At 37.0% G+C, this 16,136-nt stretch carries 18 protein-coding genes; 12 read left to right on the plus strand and 6 right to left on the minus strand.

The window, feature by feature from the left end; genetic code table 11:
• Positions 1-176 precede the first annotated feature (176 nt).
• The 6 genes from GHT08_RS00915 to GHT08_RS00940 all read right to left on the minus strand — a co-directional run bounded on the left by GHT08_RS00915 (position 177) and on the right by GHT08_RS00940 (position 5,389).
• The gene (locus GHT08_RS00915; protein ID WP_163579009.1) at positions 177-959 is read right to left on the minus strand and encodes an EAL domain-containing protein; all 783 of its coding nucleotides are present in this window, start codon (positions 957-959) and stop codon (positions 177-179) included.
• Positions 960-1,148: 189 nt separating this feature from the next.
• On the minus strand, positions 1,149-1,784 hold the full coding sequence (locus GHT08_RS00920) for an LPXTG cell wall anchor domain-containing protein (RefSeq protein ID WP_163579010.1): 636 nt from the start codon (positions 1,782-1,784) through the stop codon (positions 1,149-1,151).
• A gap of 76 nt (positions 1,785-1,860) precedes the next feature.
• Positions 1,861-2,457: a signal peptidase I SipW gene (gene sipW, locus GHT08_RS00925; protein ID WP_163579011.1), complete on the minus strand. Its 597-nt coding sequence runs from the start codon at positions 2,455-2,457 to the stop codon at positions 1,861-1,863.
• The gene (gene tapA / locus GHT08_RS00930) at positions 2,454-3,353 is read right to left on the minus strand and encodes an amyloid fiber anchoring/assembly protein TapA (RefSeq protein WP_163579012.1); all 900 of its coding nucleotides are present in this window, start codon (positions 3,351-3,353) and stop codon (positions 2,454-2,456) included. The genes sipW and tapA overlap by 4 nt, the downstream gene beginning before the upstream one ends.
• 117 nt (positions 3,354-3,470) lie before the next feature.
• Complete coding sequence (locus tag GHT08_RS00935; RefSeq protein ID WP_163579013.1) at positions 3,471-4,082, minus strand: CalY family protein; 612 nt, start codon at positions 4,080-4,082, stop codon at positions 3,471-3,473.
• Positions 4,083-4,327: 245 nt separating this feature from the next.
• A complete protein-coding gene (locus tag GHT08_RS00940; protein ID WP_163579014.1) occupies positions 4,328-5,389 on the minus strand; it encodes an NAD(P)/FAD-dependent oxidoreductase in 1,062 nt (353 codons plus the stop codon).
• 248 nt (positions 5,390-5,637) lie between these two features.
• On the opposite strand from GHT08_RS00940, the gene GHT08_RS00945 reads away from it, so the two are divergent.
• The 12 genes from GHT08_RS00945 (at position 5,638) to GHT08_RS01000 (ending at position 16,125) form a co-directional block, all read left to right on the plus strand.
• On the plus strand, positions 5,638-6,606 hold the full coding sequence (locus GHT08_RS00945; protein ID WP_163579015.1) for an AAA family ATPase: 969 nt from the start codon (positions 5,638-5,640) through the stop codon (positions 6,604-6,606).
• Positions 6,603-7,724, plus strand: coding sequence for a DUF58 domain-containing protein (locus GHT08_RS00950; protein WP_163579016.1), 1,122 nt, complete (start codon positions 6,603-6,605; stop codon positions 7,722-7,724). Before GHT08_RS00945 ends, GHT08_RS00950 begins: the two co-directional genes overlap by 4 nt.
• Positions 7,714-9,027: an acyltransferase family protein gene (locus GHT08_RS00955; RefSeq protein WP_163579017.1), complete on the plus strand. Its 1,314-nt coding sequence runs from the start codon at positions 7,714-7,716 to the stop codon at positions 9,025-9,027. Before GHT08_RS00950 ends, GHT08_RS00955 begins: the two co-directional genes overlap by 11 nt.
• Positions 9,028-9,308: 281 nt before the next feature.
• Entirely contained in the window at positions 9,309-11,399 is a 2,091-nt protein-coding gene (fliD, locus tag GHT08_RS00960) for a flagellar filament capping protein FliD (RefSeq protein WP_238343481.1), read from the plus strand.
• Between the two features lie 31 nt (positions 11,400-11,430).
• Entirely contained in the window at positions 11,431-11,607 is a 177-nt protein-coding gene (locus GHT08_RS00965) for a YjfB family protein (RefSeq protein WP_100361070.1), read from the plus strand.
• A gap of 138 nt (positions 11,608-11,745) precedes the next feature.
• Positions 11,746-12,111, plus strand: coding sequence for a flagellar protein FlaG (gene flaG, locus GHT08_RS00970; RefSeq protein WP_163579018.1), 366 nt, complete (start codon positions 11,746-11,748; stop codon positions 12,109-12,111).
• A gap of 28 nt (positions 12,112-12,139) precedes the next feature.
• Positions 12,140-12,538, plus strand: a complete 399-nt coding sequence (gene fliS / locus GHT08_RS00975; RefSeq protein ID WP_163579019.1) for a flagellar export chaperone FliS — start codon at positions 12,140-12,142, stop codon at positions 12,536-12,538.
• Positions 12,538-12,891 carry a flagellar protein FliT gene (gene fliT, locus GHT08_RS00980; protein WP_163579020.1) on the plus strand — a complete coding sequence of 118 codons (354 nt, stop codon included), beginning with the start codon at positions 12,538-12,540 and terminating at the stop codon, positions 12,889-12,891. Before fliS ends, fliT begins: the two co-directional genes overlap by 1 nt.
• A gap of 194 nt (positions 12,892-13,085) precedes the next feature.
• On the plus strand, positions 13,086-13,646 hold the full coding sequence (gene hpf / locus GHT08_RS00985) for a ribosome hibernation-promoting factor, HPF/YfiA family (RefSeq protein ID WP_018930994.1): 561 nt from the start codon (positions 13,086-13,088) through the stop codon (positions 13,644-13,646).
• Positions 13,647-13,800: 154 nt separating this feature from the next.
• Positions 13,801-14,325, plus strand: a complete 525-nt coding sequence (locus tag GHT08_RS00990) for a hypothetical protein (RefSeq protein WP_163579021.1) — start codon at positions 13,801-13,803, stop codon at positions 14,323-14,325.
• Between the two features lie 10 nt (positions 14,326-14,335).
• The gene (locus GHT08_RS00995) at positions 14,336-15,364 is read left to right on the plus strand and encodes a TFIIB-type zinc ribbon-containing protein (RefSeq protein ID WP_163579022.1); all 1,029 of its coding nucleotides are present in this window, start codon (positions 14,336-14,338) and stop codon (positions 15,362-15,364) included.
• Entirely contained in the window at positions 15,361-16,125 is a 765-nt protein-coding gene (locus GHT08_RS01000; protein ID WP_163579023.1) for a TPM domain-containing protein, read from the plus strand. Before GHT08_RS00995 ends, GHT08_RS01000 begins: the two co-directional genes overlap by 4 nt.
• Positions 16,126-16,136 lie beyond the last annotated feature (11 nt).

Genomic DNA, 16,136 nt, shown 5'->3' on the forward strand with positions numbered 1-16,136 from the left:
GAGAAGTTGCTTTATGACAAAACACGAACATCAAGTTCGTGTTTTATAGTCGTTGTATAAGTATTTCTGTTCCATGGATAAGTTTCATTGTTCCGGGGATATATGCCTTTATCCCCGGAACAAAACGAAATATCCAGGGAAGAGAACTAGCTATCCCCAGAAGAGCGATAATCGATTCATTTGTTTACTTCGCTGCAAAAGCCGTTATCTTCAGAATCATCGATTTCATATTTTCTGATTACTTCTAATGGCTCTGGTCGTGCTAATAAAAATCCTTGTACAGTAGAGACGCCAATTGCTTTTGCCATCTCTAAGTCTTCCATAATTTCAATGCCTTCCAGAACAAATTTGGTATCCGTGTTAAAACAATAAGTTACAATTGACTTTACCATTTCCTGTTTTCGACTCGACTTGGCTAGGTGCTTGGCAAAATATTGATCCATTTTAACAAAGTCAGGTTGTAATTCGACGATGGCCTGAAGGGAGGAAACTCCTTTTCCGACATCGTCTATGGCGATTAAATAGCCTTCTTCCTGTAATTCATACACTGTCGTGCTAAAATAGTCTACATTTTGAATGATTTCGGATTCATTAATTTCAATCATAACTTGATTCGCAGCTAGTGTTGTTTCTCCTAATATTTTATTTAATTGACCTAAAAAATCAGGGTCTGCTAGGTTAGAAGGAAAAACATTGATCAGAATATTTTTGTTGTTATATGTACACCGATTTATCGTATCAAATGAATGAAGCGCCTTTTTTATCGAGCGCATTTCTAACTCGAAAAATCGATTGGTATGACTTGCTTTTTCGAAGAGAATTTCGGGATTCGTAAATAAATCAGTTCTCAATAATGCTTCATATCCAATAGGAGTTAAAGTATGCAAGTCATAGATTGCTTGGAAATGGTGTTCAAATTTCTCGTTAACAATTAAATCATTGATTTTTGCAATAGACATCCGTCCATCCTCCTCGAACACAACAAATGACATCATTACTATCGATCATAAAGTATAATATACATAGCTGTTACAATGTACCTATCATTTTACAACATTATCTATTTATTTTCTATACTAATTACAGATTTCTTAGGATAACTACCTTACACTTTTCTTAACGCGCAAAAAAAGAATAGGTGATAGAACCTATTCTTCAGCAAATTTATTCCTTTTGAGATAAAGTAGGATAAGCGATCCTACCAGTAATAGAGCCCCACCAATTAATAGGATGTTAAACATAACCGTTGCAGTGCTTGGAAGTGATGAACCACTTGTTGGTTGACTATCAGAAGCGATTGGAAAGCTAGATGTTTCGGCCTCAGTGTCATCGAAAGCTGTTACAATAATTTCCGCGGTCGTTGTTAATCCCTGATATTCATTTCCTGATTCAGGCGGAAAGGTTAGAGTGAAACCTAGCTTTTCTTCACTATTTGTTCGTAGAGGCAGTTCAGTAAGTAATGAAAAATTGGCTAATTTATCATCAAATAAGACTTGATCACCTTGCATGATTTCTAATGATAATTGCTTAAAGAAGAGTTCGGATCCTTCTATATAACGAACATCAATATCATAAGTAATATCGTGATCTGTCTGATTACTGATCGTGATTTCACGCTCAGCCCAATCACCAGGTTTTAGATTATCTAGATTAAACAAATTACCATTTTCGCTAAATGTACCGTCTAGATCGATAATATTCGTGTTAGTAGTTGCCTGCAGAATCGGAACAAATAAAAGGAAAAACAGTAGGATAGCACTGAAAATTATTTTCGGTTTGCTCAATTGAATTCACCCGCCTTTTTAAGGAAGCTATACGAAAGGAATATATAGCATTAATTTTTCTGAGTGTTATAAAATATTACTTTTGTTCAATCGTTTCTTTAACTTTGGTCTCAGCAGATTGTCTGACTTCTAATTGAGATATCGCTTGCCAGATGGTAAATGCTGCGTAACCTAACAATAAAATACCAGGTACAATTAATAAAATGGCACTACCCGCTTGTGAATGAGCGAAATTGACGACATATCCTAAATAAGGGATGGTGAACCCTTCATATTCGGCCACAACATTATCAGACAGAACCGGGGTCGGATCAGGCGCATTATTGTTATCGCCTTTTGTTTCATACATGATATGCTCACCGCTATGGGTGACATCAACAACACGGTGGGTGATTAAATTCTCATCCTCGTTAATGAAGGTAATGACATCCCCTTCATTAAACCTTGTCATATCGCCACCTGGTTTGACGGCAATGATCGATCCCGTTTGAATGTCGGGTTCCATGGATCCTGATAACACAGCTTTAAGTTGGTATCCCAGGATTTCCGGTTCGCCACCTGAGGCTTTTGATGAGATCGTGATAAACACGGTAAATACTAATGTTAAAAAAAGTACTGCGGTAATTAGAAAACTAATCGTGCGTTTAATTGGTTTCCATATGCTTTTTTTCATTCTTGTTCACCTTCTTTTTTAACTTGAGAATTTTCCTGTTCTTCAGCATCAACAGGTTTTTCTTTTTCTATTTTGTTGGTTACTGCTTGCTTCGGTTTGTCAGCTGTTTCCTTACTAGGTTCACTTGAACTTGTTTGTTTCTTTTCTTGCTCAGGTACCGTTGTTTCCTTTTCATTATCCGTTTGTTCTGACGGTTTATCTGGTTTTTCTTCTGTTTCTTTAGATGATGGCTGTTCTTTACTATCTTCTTCAGGTGCCTCTTTAGTTTCTTTGTCTGCTGGCTCTACTAAATCTTCTTCACTAGATTCATTCTCTAGATCTTCACCCTCTAATGAATCAACCTCATCAGATTGTTTTTCTTTCTCATTCTTTTTATCTTTCTCCGGACATTTCACTTTTATCTTTTCGCTCCAAATAACTTCCTCTGATTCCCCTTCATAATCAGGACGCTGATAGGCTTTTACTACATAAAATCCCTCATCTTCAGCTTGATAAGATATCGTGGTAACATCGTCAGCTTGCATAGCTTCTAACTTACCTTCTGATACTTTTTCGCCATTTTTGGGATTGCCGTTCTCGATATAAAAGATTTCATAGTTGGTTGGGCCAATCATACTGTAACCATTATTTTTTATGTCTACTGAAAAATCTACTGGAGGACAAGAGTCATTGAGATTTTGATTCCCTTTTCCAATAAAAAGCAAATCACTTCCGTCCCACCAAAAACCAGTCGATATCGATGTATTTACTGCACTCGAATGATTAAAAAAAGCACTAGTATTGGAGGTGAGTTGAGATATAGAAAACAAAGCGGCATATAAAATAAATACTATTTGCACCGCTATGATTACCTTTTTATATTTCTTCCGATATTTCATGATTCGTGTACTTCTCATAGCCATTCCTCCATCTTGGAAAGATTTATTTATTTTCGTGAACATACAAGCTGGTTATACATTCACGGCAATAAATAAAGGTTGGAAAGGTGAGGTTGTCTCACCTTTCCATGAAAATTATCTAGCTTCGCCTGCTTCTTGGTTAGCAGTGAATGTCCATTCAAGTTCTAAAGAGTCCCCTTGGAATTCGTTTTGGTCCTCGCCATTATCAACAAATTCGAATTGAACGTAAAGCGTGTCACTATCACCAGCTTCTAATCCACCTCTTTCTTCAAGCCATGGTACAAAGACATTATTTGCTACCGTATCAGGAGACATATCTTTTAGTTCGGAAAGAGTCGTAAAGAATACAATCTGATCAGGAGATAGCGGACCTAAAGTAGTTTTATCAGCATTCCAGAAGAAATTAACACGAATGTGATCACCGAAATCCTCTACATTGTCGCCATTCGCATCCGTTACTGTATAATCTGTGTCAAGAATTACCTCTGAAATATTTAATGAACCATCATTAATAAGCTCAAAAGAACGGTTCATCCAATCACCTGGCTTTAGATTGTCTACATCGATAATAGTAGTAGGATCAACTGATAAATCTAATGTACCTGCTGCGAATGTATTGTTCGTAACTTCAGTATCATTGAAATACGCATATGTACCTCCTCCCACTAACGCTAAACCAAGTGCCGCTGACGCTACGCCCATACCTAATTTCTTTTTTAAAGACATAAATAAATCCTCCTTTATATTTTTGTTCTTTATTAAGAACTACAATTGCATTGTACATCTAGATATACTTTTTTAAAAGCCCGAAAAAAGAGGGAAATCCGTCTTTTTGATCGTTATAAAGAACAAATACTTTGAAATTCTTTGAATATCAATGAATTTTAGATTTTTACATATTTTTTCGTTCTTCAGAAAGAACGATCAGCGATAAAAAAACAGACATGTTATTCAACATGTCTGTTTTTCCTTTAATGTCGTTTATTCAACCAAAGAACACCGGATTTCGCCAAGCGTGGTAGAAGTCCTGTTACTGGTTGACGGTACATATTTCCGAACCCGTCTGATTTACCGAGCGAACCGAGCTGTCCTTTCAGCTTAATTTCTCGAGGTTTACGTGGTTCATTTCCTGTTAATACATCCGCAAGAATATCACCGATTTGTTCCCCTTGAATCCCTGCAAGCTGGGCACTTGGAGAATAATCAGATGCAACACAGTCACCAACAACATATACATTAGGGTTGGAAGGTACTTGATAAAATTCATTGACGAGAATTTTCTCATGACGATCCTTTTCAAAAGGGAGGCTGCGTACCAAATAATGAGGCCTCACTCCAGCTGTCCAAATGATGACATCACTTTCGATACCTTCACCATTATTATAGAAGATACCTTCTGCAACTAATTCTACATTACTGTGATGTAAGATTTTTACTTCGTTTTTGCGGAACCAATCTTCTACATAGGTTTGAATTTTTTCATCGAATGCGGACAAGACAGATGAACCACGATCTAATAAGCGAATATTCAAATCTGGTCTGCTTTCTCTGATTTCAGATGCAACCTCAATACCACTTAAACCCGCACCAACAACAGATACTTGACTATATGCAGGCAAATTATTAACTTTTATGCTTGCCTGACGTGCTTTCGCGATTGTTTGGACACTTTCGGTATATTCCATTGCACCTTGAATACCGTGATAATTATCTTCACAGCCTAAACCGATTAACAAGTAGTCATATTCAACAGGTACTTCATTGTCTTTCAGGCGAATCTGTTCATTTTCCGTGTTAATTTCTACAATTTCACCAAATATGTATGTAATTTGTTCATGTATCGGGAAGTCAATGCGAACTTCCTTGTCTGATTTCGTACCTGCAGATATCGCATAAAATTCAGTTTTTAATGAATGATATGGATTACGATCAATCACTGTCACCTGCACATCACTCGGTATACCATTATTAATTAATTGGTGTAAGGCGTTCATTCCCCCATAACCGCCACCGATTAAAACAACCCTTTTCATCTTTTCAAAACCCCTGTCTATCATAAAATCGATGTTCATTATAGATAGTTTCCCAATCTTATCTATAATTAGACTACCAAAATTAGTTCAATAAAACTATACAAAACCATAAAAAATCTGGATAAATTAAAATGTTTGATTATTCTGAAAATGTAATGGAAATTTTTTGCCTAAAAGTTGAAGAAATGATATAACTGTAGCATAGTATCTTGTAAGCGCACACATATTTGTAAAGGGGTTTTTAATTGATGGAATTAATGGAAATTCAACAGATAACGAGCAAAATAAAAGCAAATGTCAATCAGGTTGTAGTGGGGCAGGACGATACAATTGACCTACTATTAGTGGCGATGATTTCTTCGGGTCATGTTCTTTTGGAGGATGTACCGGGAACAGGAAAAACGCTGATGGCAAAATCATTAGCTAAATCACTGGCAGGGGATTTCAAACGGATTCAATTCACTCCCGATTTATTGCCAACTGATATTACTGGTATCCATTTCTACAGCCAGCAAAAAGGCGAGTTCGAATTTCGTCCAGGACCGATTTTTACCAATATATTATTAGCAGATGAAATTAATCGTGCGACACCACGAACACAGTCCAGTTTACTGGAAAGTATGGAAGAGCGACAGGTGACGATTGACGGCAATACGCATACATTAACAAAGCCTTTCTTAGTAATCGCCACCCAGAACCCAATCGAAAGTCAAGGTACCTTTCCATTACCGGAAGCACAGTTAGACCGCTTTTTATTAAAAATCAATATGGGTTACCCGACTCGTGAGCAAGGTCTGGAGATTCTTAAGCGGTTCAAGGCGGAGAATCCATTAGATGCATTGCAGTCGATTGTTACTGTGGATGAGATTGTGAAGATGCAGGAAATATATAGTGAAGTGGACATTAGTGAAGATGTGCTTGGTTATTTGATGGATGTTGTGGAACAGACACGTGAGCATGACAGTGTAGCATTAGGGGTTAGCCCTCGTGGAAGCCAAGCATTGTTAAAAGCAGTACAGGTATATGCGTTATTACAAGGCAGAACGTATGTGATTCCGGATGATATTAAGAAAATGGCAAAGCCTGTATTAGGCCACCGTATTGTCCTTGCTCAAAGAATTGGTGTGAAGCAGGGAGAAGTGGATAGTGTACTGAATGATGTTTTACGTCAAGTTGCTGTTCCAACAGAGGCTGAAAAGGAACTGATCCGAGAATGAATATAGCTTGGATCATTGTAGTACTACTAATTATTATTTTCTTACAAGGAATGCTGTATAGTAAGTTTGGGTTAAAAGGGATAACTTATCAACGTGCTTTTAAGCAGGATGCGGTCTTTGAAGGAGAAACAATCGAAATGGTGGATGAAATTGCCAACAAAAAACTGTTGCCTATTCCATGGATCCGCTTAGAGTCGAAAATGAGTCCTTATCTTATTACCCAATCGGAAAAAGAACAACAGAAGCAAGGAGAAATGTTCCACCGTACACTGTTCAGTTTGTTACCCTACCAAAAAGTGACTCGCCGGCATCGGTTGATCGGAACCAAACGTGGCTATTATCAGTTAAACACCGTTTCAGTTACAACAGGGGATGGTGTCGGTTTTGGTGAAGTATTTGATTCTTTTGAGGCAAGTACAGCGGTCACCGTTTATCCGAAACTCGTACCATTGGATGATATTCCGTTACCATCTCATAGCTGGTTAGGAGATATTACCGTAAAAAGATGGATCGTCGAGGATCCCTTTTTACAAGCAGGGATTAGAGAGTACCAGCAAGGTGATCCGCTTAATTCGATTAACTGGAAAGCAACTGCAAGAACACAATCATTACAAATTAATAAGAAGGATTTCACCGCCGATCATCATCTAATGATCTATGTTAATTTTGATACGAACGAAGATATCCGAATGCCGATTGAACAACCTGAAATGGTGGAGAAAGGATTATCCTATGCAGCTTCTTTAGCAAACTATGCGATCGAACAGGGAATTTCTACCGGTTTCGGCTGTAATGGTTATTTTGTCGAACCATTTACGAATACAACAGAGCGGATCAAACCGTCTGTACGTGTGGAACCATCGAACAGTGGTCAGCAAATAGCGTATATTTTAGATGCCATCGCAAAAGTGAAGATGGACCGTAGCCGAAATTTTCGTGCCTTTTTGCAGGAAGATATTGACCAAGGGCTAACCAAGACAGATATGATTATTTTTGCTATTAGAAGAACGGAAAAAATGGAAAAGCAGATTGCTCAGTTAGAAAGTCTCGGCAATGCAGTAGAAGTGGTTATCATTGGTGAAGAGCAAGAAAAGGGGGAAGAGGCCGATGCCAGCTAAACTAAAACAACATATTTCCCCGATTATGCACGGAGTGATTGAGTTTATTGGATTCTTCCCGGTTTTCTTAATCGTAGGTGTGCTTTTATTTGCTGAACCTGATTTGTACTATTGGTTTCTGTCCTTACTTGTTTTATTTACTGTCTCTTATTTTATTCGTTGCTGGCTAAATAATCGCTGGAAGGTACTGATTAGTGCAGCAGTTATCACTATGATCATCAGTTGGATGGTATCACCAACTATCTGGGCATTTATTCCTGGATTGCTGTTCAGTCTAGTCGTTTCCTATCGCGGAATTCAGCACGCTGAAAATGAATGGCAAGATATTTTACCGAGTAGGATCTTTTGGGCAGTCAGCATGCCTGTCTATTTCGTTGGTTACCTTGTTTTTATTAATATTAATTCACTGGAAGGGTACCAACATTGGATCAGTTATCCGGGCTTTTTGTTTATCATCATCATGTTATTTATCACCAATCAAGAGCATTTGCATAAAGAGTCGCTAGCAAAAGATAAGCAGAACAAAATGGCTCCAGAAATTACAAAATTAAATCGAGTATATTTAATCATTACTCTGTTAGTTGTATTTGCGATCACCAATTTCCAGGTAGTCCAATCAGCGCTTTATCAAGGTGTACGATCGATCATTCAGTCGATTATGTGGCTTACTTCATTGTCTGAAAATGATAATGAAATCATCGAGGAGCCCCAACCAGCTAATGAAATGCCTGCATTTCCAGCTGCAGAAGAGCAGGAGCCTTCTAGGTTTGCGGAGTTGATCGATGCGTTAACATATATTATGGGATTAGTACTGGTAGCAATTTTGATTCTCTTGTTTATTGCAATTCTTTTTAAGAAATTCCGCAGATTGCTTATTAGAGCAATCCTTTCATTATGGAAAATGATTCAACAAGTATTCGGCAAGAAACAAGTAGCAGAAACGGCAACAGATTACCGAGATGAGAAGGAAAGCCTTTTTGACTGGAAGAAATGGCGAAAAGAAAATCAGGAAAAAATAACGGAAGCCTTCCGTCAAATAACAAAAAGGAAGCCGAAATTTGAACGAATGACAAACGAAGAAAAGGTGCGATTTCTATATCGCCGGATTGCCCGTGATGTCAAAAAACAAGAAAAATGGCGTGAATCGCTGACCGCGCATGAAGTATTGGCATTAACAGAGAAAAATCAGCAATTAGTACAGTTGGAGCGATGGTATGATGATATCCGTTATGGTAATCAAAGTTTCTACGGTGATGATGAGAGTAAACTGAACGATATATGGGATCAGATAAAGCAAAAATAAGATTGAGAAAGAAGTATTTGATGGTGACGAGAGCACGAACAACGATTTTATTGTTCGTGTTTTCTGATTATTGGATGCCATATTTCTCTTCGTTGAAAGGAACTCTCCTTCTTTGGATAGATATCCAAGGAGAGAATTATATTTCCAACGGATAGAGCCTCGCATAAAGCGACATTCTTTTAAGTATAAAATAAGTATCTTCTAGCTAGGAATACTTGGTTAGCATTTTTTAGCTATATCTACTAAAGATATGACTTCTTTATCCGATAATAGAAGTAATAATGACAAAAAAAGGACGTGAATTGTATATGAGAATAAGTGGTTTTGCCAGTGGTATGGATATTGATTCAATGGTTAACGATTTAATGAAAGCAGAAAGTATGCCGCTTCAGAGAATGCAACAAGAAAAACAATTGTTGGAATGGAAACGTGATGATTACCGTGCTATGAATACATTGTTACTTGATTTTCGTTCAACTTTAACAAATATGAAATTAACAACAAGTTTTCGTGCAAGACAAGTATCTTCAACTGATGAATCAAAATTAACTGCCACTGCATCAAGTGCAGCAAGTCAAACTTCATTTGAAATATCAGAAGTCAAACAGTTAGCAACTGCTGCAAAGTTAAAAAATGAAGGAGCAATTTCAACTTCAGATACAGATAAACTAGATTCATCTAAAAGTTTATACAGTCAAAATGATAAACTAGCTACCGGGATTTCATGGCAACAAGGAGCAATTGAGAATGAGACCATTACGGCATCTGCAAATGATGAAACAATCGCGTTAGATGCAAATGGATCAGTAGACAGCTCTGCACTAAATGTTCAGCTTAATGGTAAAGGATATGAAGTTGTCACAGGTGTTACCCAAGCTGACCTAAGTGAGAATCAAGTGTTATTAGACGAAAATAATAACACGCTTACTTTTGCAGCCGGTGTTTTAAAACAAGGTGATAAAGTTAAAGCTGAATATGCACATGATGGTCTTAATATCGATGAAACAGAGCTTACTAAACCAACTAGTAGTATACGGTTAAGTGGTAGATCTATCGATATTAATAGTTTTGAGTTGAATATTACGGGATCATCTAATTCTGATGGGACATATACAATAGATCAGAATTCAGCGAATGGTGATACATATGATTTAGTGGATAACGGAAATGTAATTGGAACGATCAATACAAATACAGGCGCAATTTCTTTCCAGAATGAGTTGAATGAAGGTACATCTATTTCAGCGCAATATCAACAAAATTACTCTTCATTTTCATTAGGTGCTCATACCAAAAATGGTGAGACACACAAAGATTTCTTGGTCAGAGGTAATGAATCACTAAATCAAGTTATTAGTAAGGTAAACAATTCTGACATCGGATTGTCGATGATGTACGATTCCTTCACTGATCAACTGACATTAAGCCGAAAGGAAACAGGGAATTTCAACGAAGATGGAAATGAAATTATTACTGGCGGAGCATTTATAGATGATGTACTCCGATTTAGCAATGCGACTGAGACAGGTGGAGATAATGCAATTTTCTCAATAAATGGTATAGAAGATACAGAACGTACGTCAAACAATTTTCAAATAGATGGAGTAACTTTTAATTTAAAACAGACATTTACCGCGGATGAAGGACCTGTTTCTGTCAATGTATCGAATGATACGGAAGCGGTATATGACAATATTAAAGAATTTGTTGATACGTATAATACATTGATTGATACTATTAATTCCAAAGTAAATGAAGAATACTATCGTGACTATGATCCATTGACAGATGACCAGAGAGCATCACTATCTGAAAAACAACAAGAAGATTGGGAGGAAATGGCAAAAAGTGGTCTGTTAAGGAGAGATTCAATATTACAAAGTGGCTTATCAAGTATGAGAACTGATTTCTATACTCCAGTAAATAATGATACATCAAGTGTATATAATCACTTAGCGGAAATTGGAATTACAACTACATCTAATTACTTGGATGGTGGTAAATTAGAAATAAATGAATCAAAATTAAAAGAAGCTTTAGAAGAAGATCCAGATGCTGTTGAGACTTTATTCCGTGGATCAGGTGAAGAATATGGTGAACAAGGTATTATGCACCGGCTAACAGATACGGTTAATAATACCATGGATCGTATTACGGAACGTGCTGGTCGCGCAACTACCACGAATCAACAGTTTACAATTGGGCGAAATTTGGATGATGTAAATAAACAAATTCAAAAATTCGAAGATCGTTTAACTCAAGTAGAGAATCGTTACTGGCGACAATTCACCGCTATGGAAAAGGCAATGCAACAATATAATCAACAAGCAATGTACATGCAACAGCAATTCGGCGGGATGATGATGCAATAAACAAAGCAACCTTCTGAAAGGGGGCTCTAATATGGATATAGCAGCAATGTCAATTGCGATGAATCAAGCACAAGTGAAACAGCAAGCAAGTGTTTCCTTGATGGACAAGGCGCTAGATCAAGCAGAATCTCAATCTAGTGATATGATCAAGATGCTAGAGTCATCTATGCAACCCCATCTTGGTAGTAACATTGATATCAAAGGCTAAAAGGCTGATAGGGGAAAAGGAATCTAAGTGGATGTCACTTAGGTTCCTTTTTGCTAAAGAAAATGGTAAAAATACTAAACCTTTTATTGAAGATTCCGATATTAATAGAAACAATTGAATAAGGAGATGAAAACTGTCATGGAAGTTGGTAAAATGATCACTGGATCTCCACTCATGCAACAGACTGAATCTACGCTTGAACTATCCACATCCGCAAGAGAGCGATCCAATAACCATGAACAAGCAAAACAACAATTATTAAACGGGAACGTTGAGTTAAATAAAGACCAATTAGAAAGTATGGTAGATGGGCTTAATTCCTTTTTAGAACCATCTAGCACTAGTATTCGGTATGAATTACATGATAAATTAGATCGTTATTATGTAACCATTGTAGACCGAGATACAGAGGAAGTCGTTAAAGAAATTCCACCTAAGAAAATGCTCGATGTCTATGCATCGATGGCAGAACTAATGGGATTTATCGTAGACGAAAAAATATAGGAACAATGAATAGAGGAGCGTACGTTTTATGGCTTATCAACAATATCAAGCATATCAAAACAATTCCGTTAACACGGCGTCACCAGGTGAATTAACATTGATGTTATACAATGGCTGCCTAAAATTTACCAAACAGGCAAAGAAGGCTATTGAAGCAAACGATCATCAAACTAAAAATGAAATGATCCAGAAAACACAGAATATTATCCGTGAATTGATGGTAACATTAGATCAAGATGCTCCAATTGCAAAAGAGATCATGCCTTTATATGATTTTGCCTATCATGCGTTAACCCAAGCAAACATCAAAAATGACCTGGAGCAATTGGAACAAGCCAGGGAAATAATCGAGAATTTCCGTGACACATGGAAAGAAGTGATTAAACAAGAACGTATTCGTCAGCATGGACAAGGTGTTAATGCCTGATGGAAGCATTAAAAACATACGTCGAAAAAACCAAAATCATGCTGCAACTGTTAGCTCAACCGTTAAACAATGAGCAACGTGAAAGAGCGATTAATAAAATAAGCCAATTAATCGAGGAACGAGCTGCATTAACAAAAGAAATTGTCCCTCCTTTTTCTTCAGAACAACAAGAATTGGGGAAACAAGCGATCGAACTGGATCAACAGCTGAATCAAGCATTGAAAAACGTATTCCAGCACATCAAAAAAGATATGAGAAACGCAAAAAAACAACCGCGCTCTAATCATTCTTACCTAAACCCATATAAAAATGTCGCTAGTTTTGACGGCAGATTTTTAGATTCGAAGAAATAACCATTGCAAACGGTGCAGTGGTTATTTTTTTGCGGATCAAGTCGTTCTTTTTTGTGAACTTCCCTCCCGAGTGTTAAGTAATTGTAAAAATATTATGAAATTTATTCACAATTTACTCGTTTAATTTTTACAATCTGTGGTATTATAGATATATAGCTTATTATAGCTTGATAGTTTGAAAGGAGGACACTTTCATGAAATATAACATCCGAGGAGAAAATGTAGAAGTGACAAGTGCCATTAAGGAGTATGTCGAACGAAAAATAGGTAAATTGGAAAGATATTTTGATACTCCTCCCACTTCTGATGTAAATGTGAATATAAGTGTCTATAATGATGAGCAACAAATCGAAGTAACGATTCCAATGACAAATTTATTACTGAGAGCAGAAGAAAATCATATTGATTTATACGCTGCAATCGATCTTGTTGTTGACAAACTAGAAAGGCAAATTCGTAAGCATAAAACAAAAGTAAACCGTAAATTCCGCCAACAAGGTGCACCAAAGCACGTATTTGCGGAACTCGAACGGGAAGCAGTTCAAGTAAAAGAAGCAGAAGAATTGGAAGATGACGAAATAGAAATTGTTAGAACGAAGCGTTTTGATTTAAAACCAATGGATTCTGAAGAAGCGGTGTTACAAATGGATATGTTAGGACACGCATTCTTCGTTTTCGAAAATTCAGATACAGGGAATACCAATGTTGTATATAAACGTCGTGACGGCAAATACGGCCTGATTGAACCAAGTTAATTATACTTAACCAAAATGAATATCATAGGACTAACCCGTTTCAACATTGAGTTGAAACGGGTTTTTCTGTATTTGTACAAGCATATTTTACAAAATGAAACAAAATTTACCTTAAATCGTATATAATAAATACAGAGCGAAAGAGGTGATAAGTTTGGGGTTGTTCAGTAGAGTAAAGAAAGTTCTCAAAAGTAACGTGAATAATGAAAAAAAGAACTTACATCAATTACAAAAAGATACAGAACAGACATTGCGTGAACTAAAAGCCAAAGTAGATACAATGAAAGCAAAAATTCTCCGCCTTGAACAACAGATCATTGAACAGCAAAGTAAGGTGCAAAAATTTGAGCGATACGAAGAAAAGGCGACACAGCAAGAAGAGACGAATTCGTTTGCGCTTCAGAAGCAACAGGCTTTAGCTGAAATCGATCAGTTAGATGCTAGAAAAGCAGAGTTCAAGCAAAAAGTAAAAAAATTGGAGGATATCTATCAGACATTGTACCAAAGACAAGGGATGGATATAGCATATATTGATGCAATGGAGACAGAAGCAAACGTAAAGCAAAAACAAGCTGAATCGCTGATTGAAGTTGAGAAATATGAAGAACAAGTTAGACAAGAATTAGCAGAAGCAGAAGCATTATTAGAATTGCGGGAAGATTCATTTACAACAAAATAGAGGTGAGAGGATGTTAGTTCATTATAAATGTCCGAGTTGTGGTTCAGACATGGCTTTTGACAGTGAATCAGGCCATCTATCCTGTGAAAGCTGTCTTAGAGAAGAGCATATCGATACATACGAGGATGTTCATATTACCCAATCATTTGAAGAAAATGAGGCGAAAGAGTACCAATGTGAAAATTGTGGAGCTATCGTTTTAACTGATCAAGATACAACAGCTACTTCCTGTAGCTTTTGTGGTGCAGGAGTTGTCTTGGCAGATCGTTTGTCTGGAGACTTAGCCCCAACAAAAGTGATCCCTTTTACCATTAGTAAAGAAGAGGCAATGGAAGCATTCAAAAAATGGTGTAAAAACGGCCGCTTGACACCGAAAGGATTCATGACAGCTGACCGGGTAAAAGGTATCACAGGTATGTATGTCCCATTTTGGATGTACGATTTGGACAGTGATATCGAAGTAAAAGCGACTGCTACAAAGGTGAGAACCTATCGGCGAGGAGACTATCGCTATACCGAAACACGCTATTATAATGTTTATCGTGATATAGATGTTAGTTACTTGAAGGTTCCCGTAGACGCTTCAGAGAAACTAGATGATACGTTAATGGATAAGTTAGAGCCTTATCATTATAATGAGTTGAAAGAATTTAAAACACCTTATTTAGCAGGCTATTTAGCTGAAAAATACAATTACACCGATAAAGAATTGTTTGGCAGAGTGAAGGAGAAGATTAAGACATTCATAGATTCATATGTCTCTTCGACAATTTCTGGTTATTCAACGGTTCAATATCAGCAAAAAAAAATCGATACCAAGCAAAAAAATAGTTATTATGCCTTGTTGCCTGTTTGGATGGTGTATTATGACTTCGATAAACAGGAGCACACTTTTGCGATGAACGGTCAGACCGGGAAAATCGTTGGTAAACCACCCCTCAGCTATAAAAAAGCGGCCATCTGGTTTACAAGTATTGCTGGAGGATCGTTTGTTGTGTTAAAAACGATTGCTATATTACTAGGTGGTGATCTGCTATGAAAAAAATTAGAAATAGTTTCTTTATTTTCATGCTATTCTTTCTTTTTACCATACCAATAATGGCGGAGAATCAATATATCTATGATGATGCAGGCATTTTCAATGATGAGGAGATCTCGGAACTTGAACAGTTAGCCAACGAATATAGTGAAGAAAATAAAACAGACTTACTCATTGTTACCACCAGGGATCCTGGGTCAAGAGATTTAGGGGATTATACGAATGATTTCTATGATGAAACAGCTCCTGGATATGATAAAGCACATGGCGATACGGCAATCTTAGCGATTGATATAAAAAATCGCCAAGTAGATTTAGGTGGTTTTGGCAAAGCGGAGGACTATTTATCAGATGATCGATTAACTCAAATCCGTGAATATATAACTCCACAGTTAACAGATGACAACTATATAGAAGCTTCCAAGCTGTTTCTAGAAAAAGTGGACCACTATCTAGGTGTAAATCCAATTATTAATCCTAATAGTATCTTCTTGAAAACTTGGTTTCAGTTAGTATTGGCAGCATTAATCGGTGCTGTAATTGTTGGAACAATGATATTCAATATGGGTGGCCGTGTCACGGTTAATTATCAAACCTATATGGATCCACAAAACTCTCGAGTGGTGAAGAAGCGTGACACGTATATTAGAAAGTCTGTTCAGAAAACGAAAATTCAAAAAAATAATAACAATAGTAGCGGAGGGGGTGGAGGAATGACAAAAGTAGGGCATTCCCGCTCCGGAAGCAGTGGCGGATTTTAAAATAATAGAAA

Source organism: Gracilibacillus saliphilus (assembly GCF_010994085.1).
GTDB classification, from domain to species: Bacteria; Bacillota; Bacilli; order Bacillales; family Amphibacillaceae; genus Gracilibacillus; species Gracilibacillus lacisalsi.

Coding starts and splice junctions, on each gene's coding strand:
- GHT08_RS00915 (WP_163579009.1), bottom strand. CDS start 959: ATGTCTATTGCAAAAATCAATGATTTAATTGTTAACGAGAAATTTGAA.
- sipW (WP_163579011.1), bottom strand. CDS start 2,457: ATGAAAAAAAGCATATGGAAACCAATTAAACGCACGATTAGTTTTCTA.
- tapA (WP_163579012.1), bottom strand. CDS start 3,353: ATGAGAAGTACACGAATCATGAAATATCGGAAGAAATATAAAAAGGTA.
- GHT08_RS00935 (WP_163579013.1), bottom strand. CDS start 4,082: ATGTCTTTAAAAAAGAAATTAGGTATGGGCGTAGCGTCAGCGGCACTT.
- GHT08_RS00940 (WP_163579014.1), bottom strand. CDS start 5,389: ATGAAAAGGGTTGTTTTAATCGGTGGCGGTTATGGGGGAATGAACGCC.
- GHT08_RS00945 (WP_163579015.1), top strand. CDS start 5,638: ATGGAATTAATGGAAATTCAACAGATAACGAGCAAAATAAAAGCAAAT.
- GHT08_RS00950 (WP_163579016.1), top strand. CDS start 6,603: ATGAATATAGCTTGGATCATTGTAGTACTACTAATTATTATTTTCTTA.
- GHT08_RS00955 (WP_163579017.1), top strand. CDS start 7,714: ATGCCAGCTAAACTAAAACAACATATTTCCCCGATTATGCACGGAGTG.
- fliD (WP_238343481.1), top strand. CDS start 9,309: ATGACAAAAAAAGGACGTGAATTGTATATGAGAATAAGTGGTTTTGCC.
- GHT08_RS00965 (WP_100361070.1), top strand. CDS start 11,431: ATGGATATAGCAGCAATGTCAATTGCGATGAATCAAGCACAAGTGAAA.
- flaG (WP_163579018.1), top strand. CDS start 11,746: ATGGAAGTTGGTAAAATGATCACTGGATCTCCACTCATGCAACAGACT.
- fliS (WP_163579019.1), top strand. CDS start 12,140: ATGGCTTATCAACAATATCAAGCATATCAAAACAATTCCGTTAACACG.
- fliT (WP_163579020.1), top strand. CDS start 12,538: ATGGAAGCATTAAAAACATACGTCGAAAAAACCAAAATCATGCTGCAA.
- hpf (WP_018930994.1), top strand. CDS start 13,086: ATGAAATATAACATCCGAGGAGAAAATGTAGAAGTGACAAGTGCCATT.
- GHT08_RS00995 (WP_163579022.1), top strand. CDS start 14,336: ATGTTAGTTCATTATAAATGTCCGAGTTGTGGTTCAGACATGGCTTTT.
- GHT08_RS01000 (WP_163579023.1), top strand. CDS start 15,361: ATGAAAAAAATTAGAAATAGTTTCTTTATTTTCATGCTATTCTTTCTT.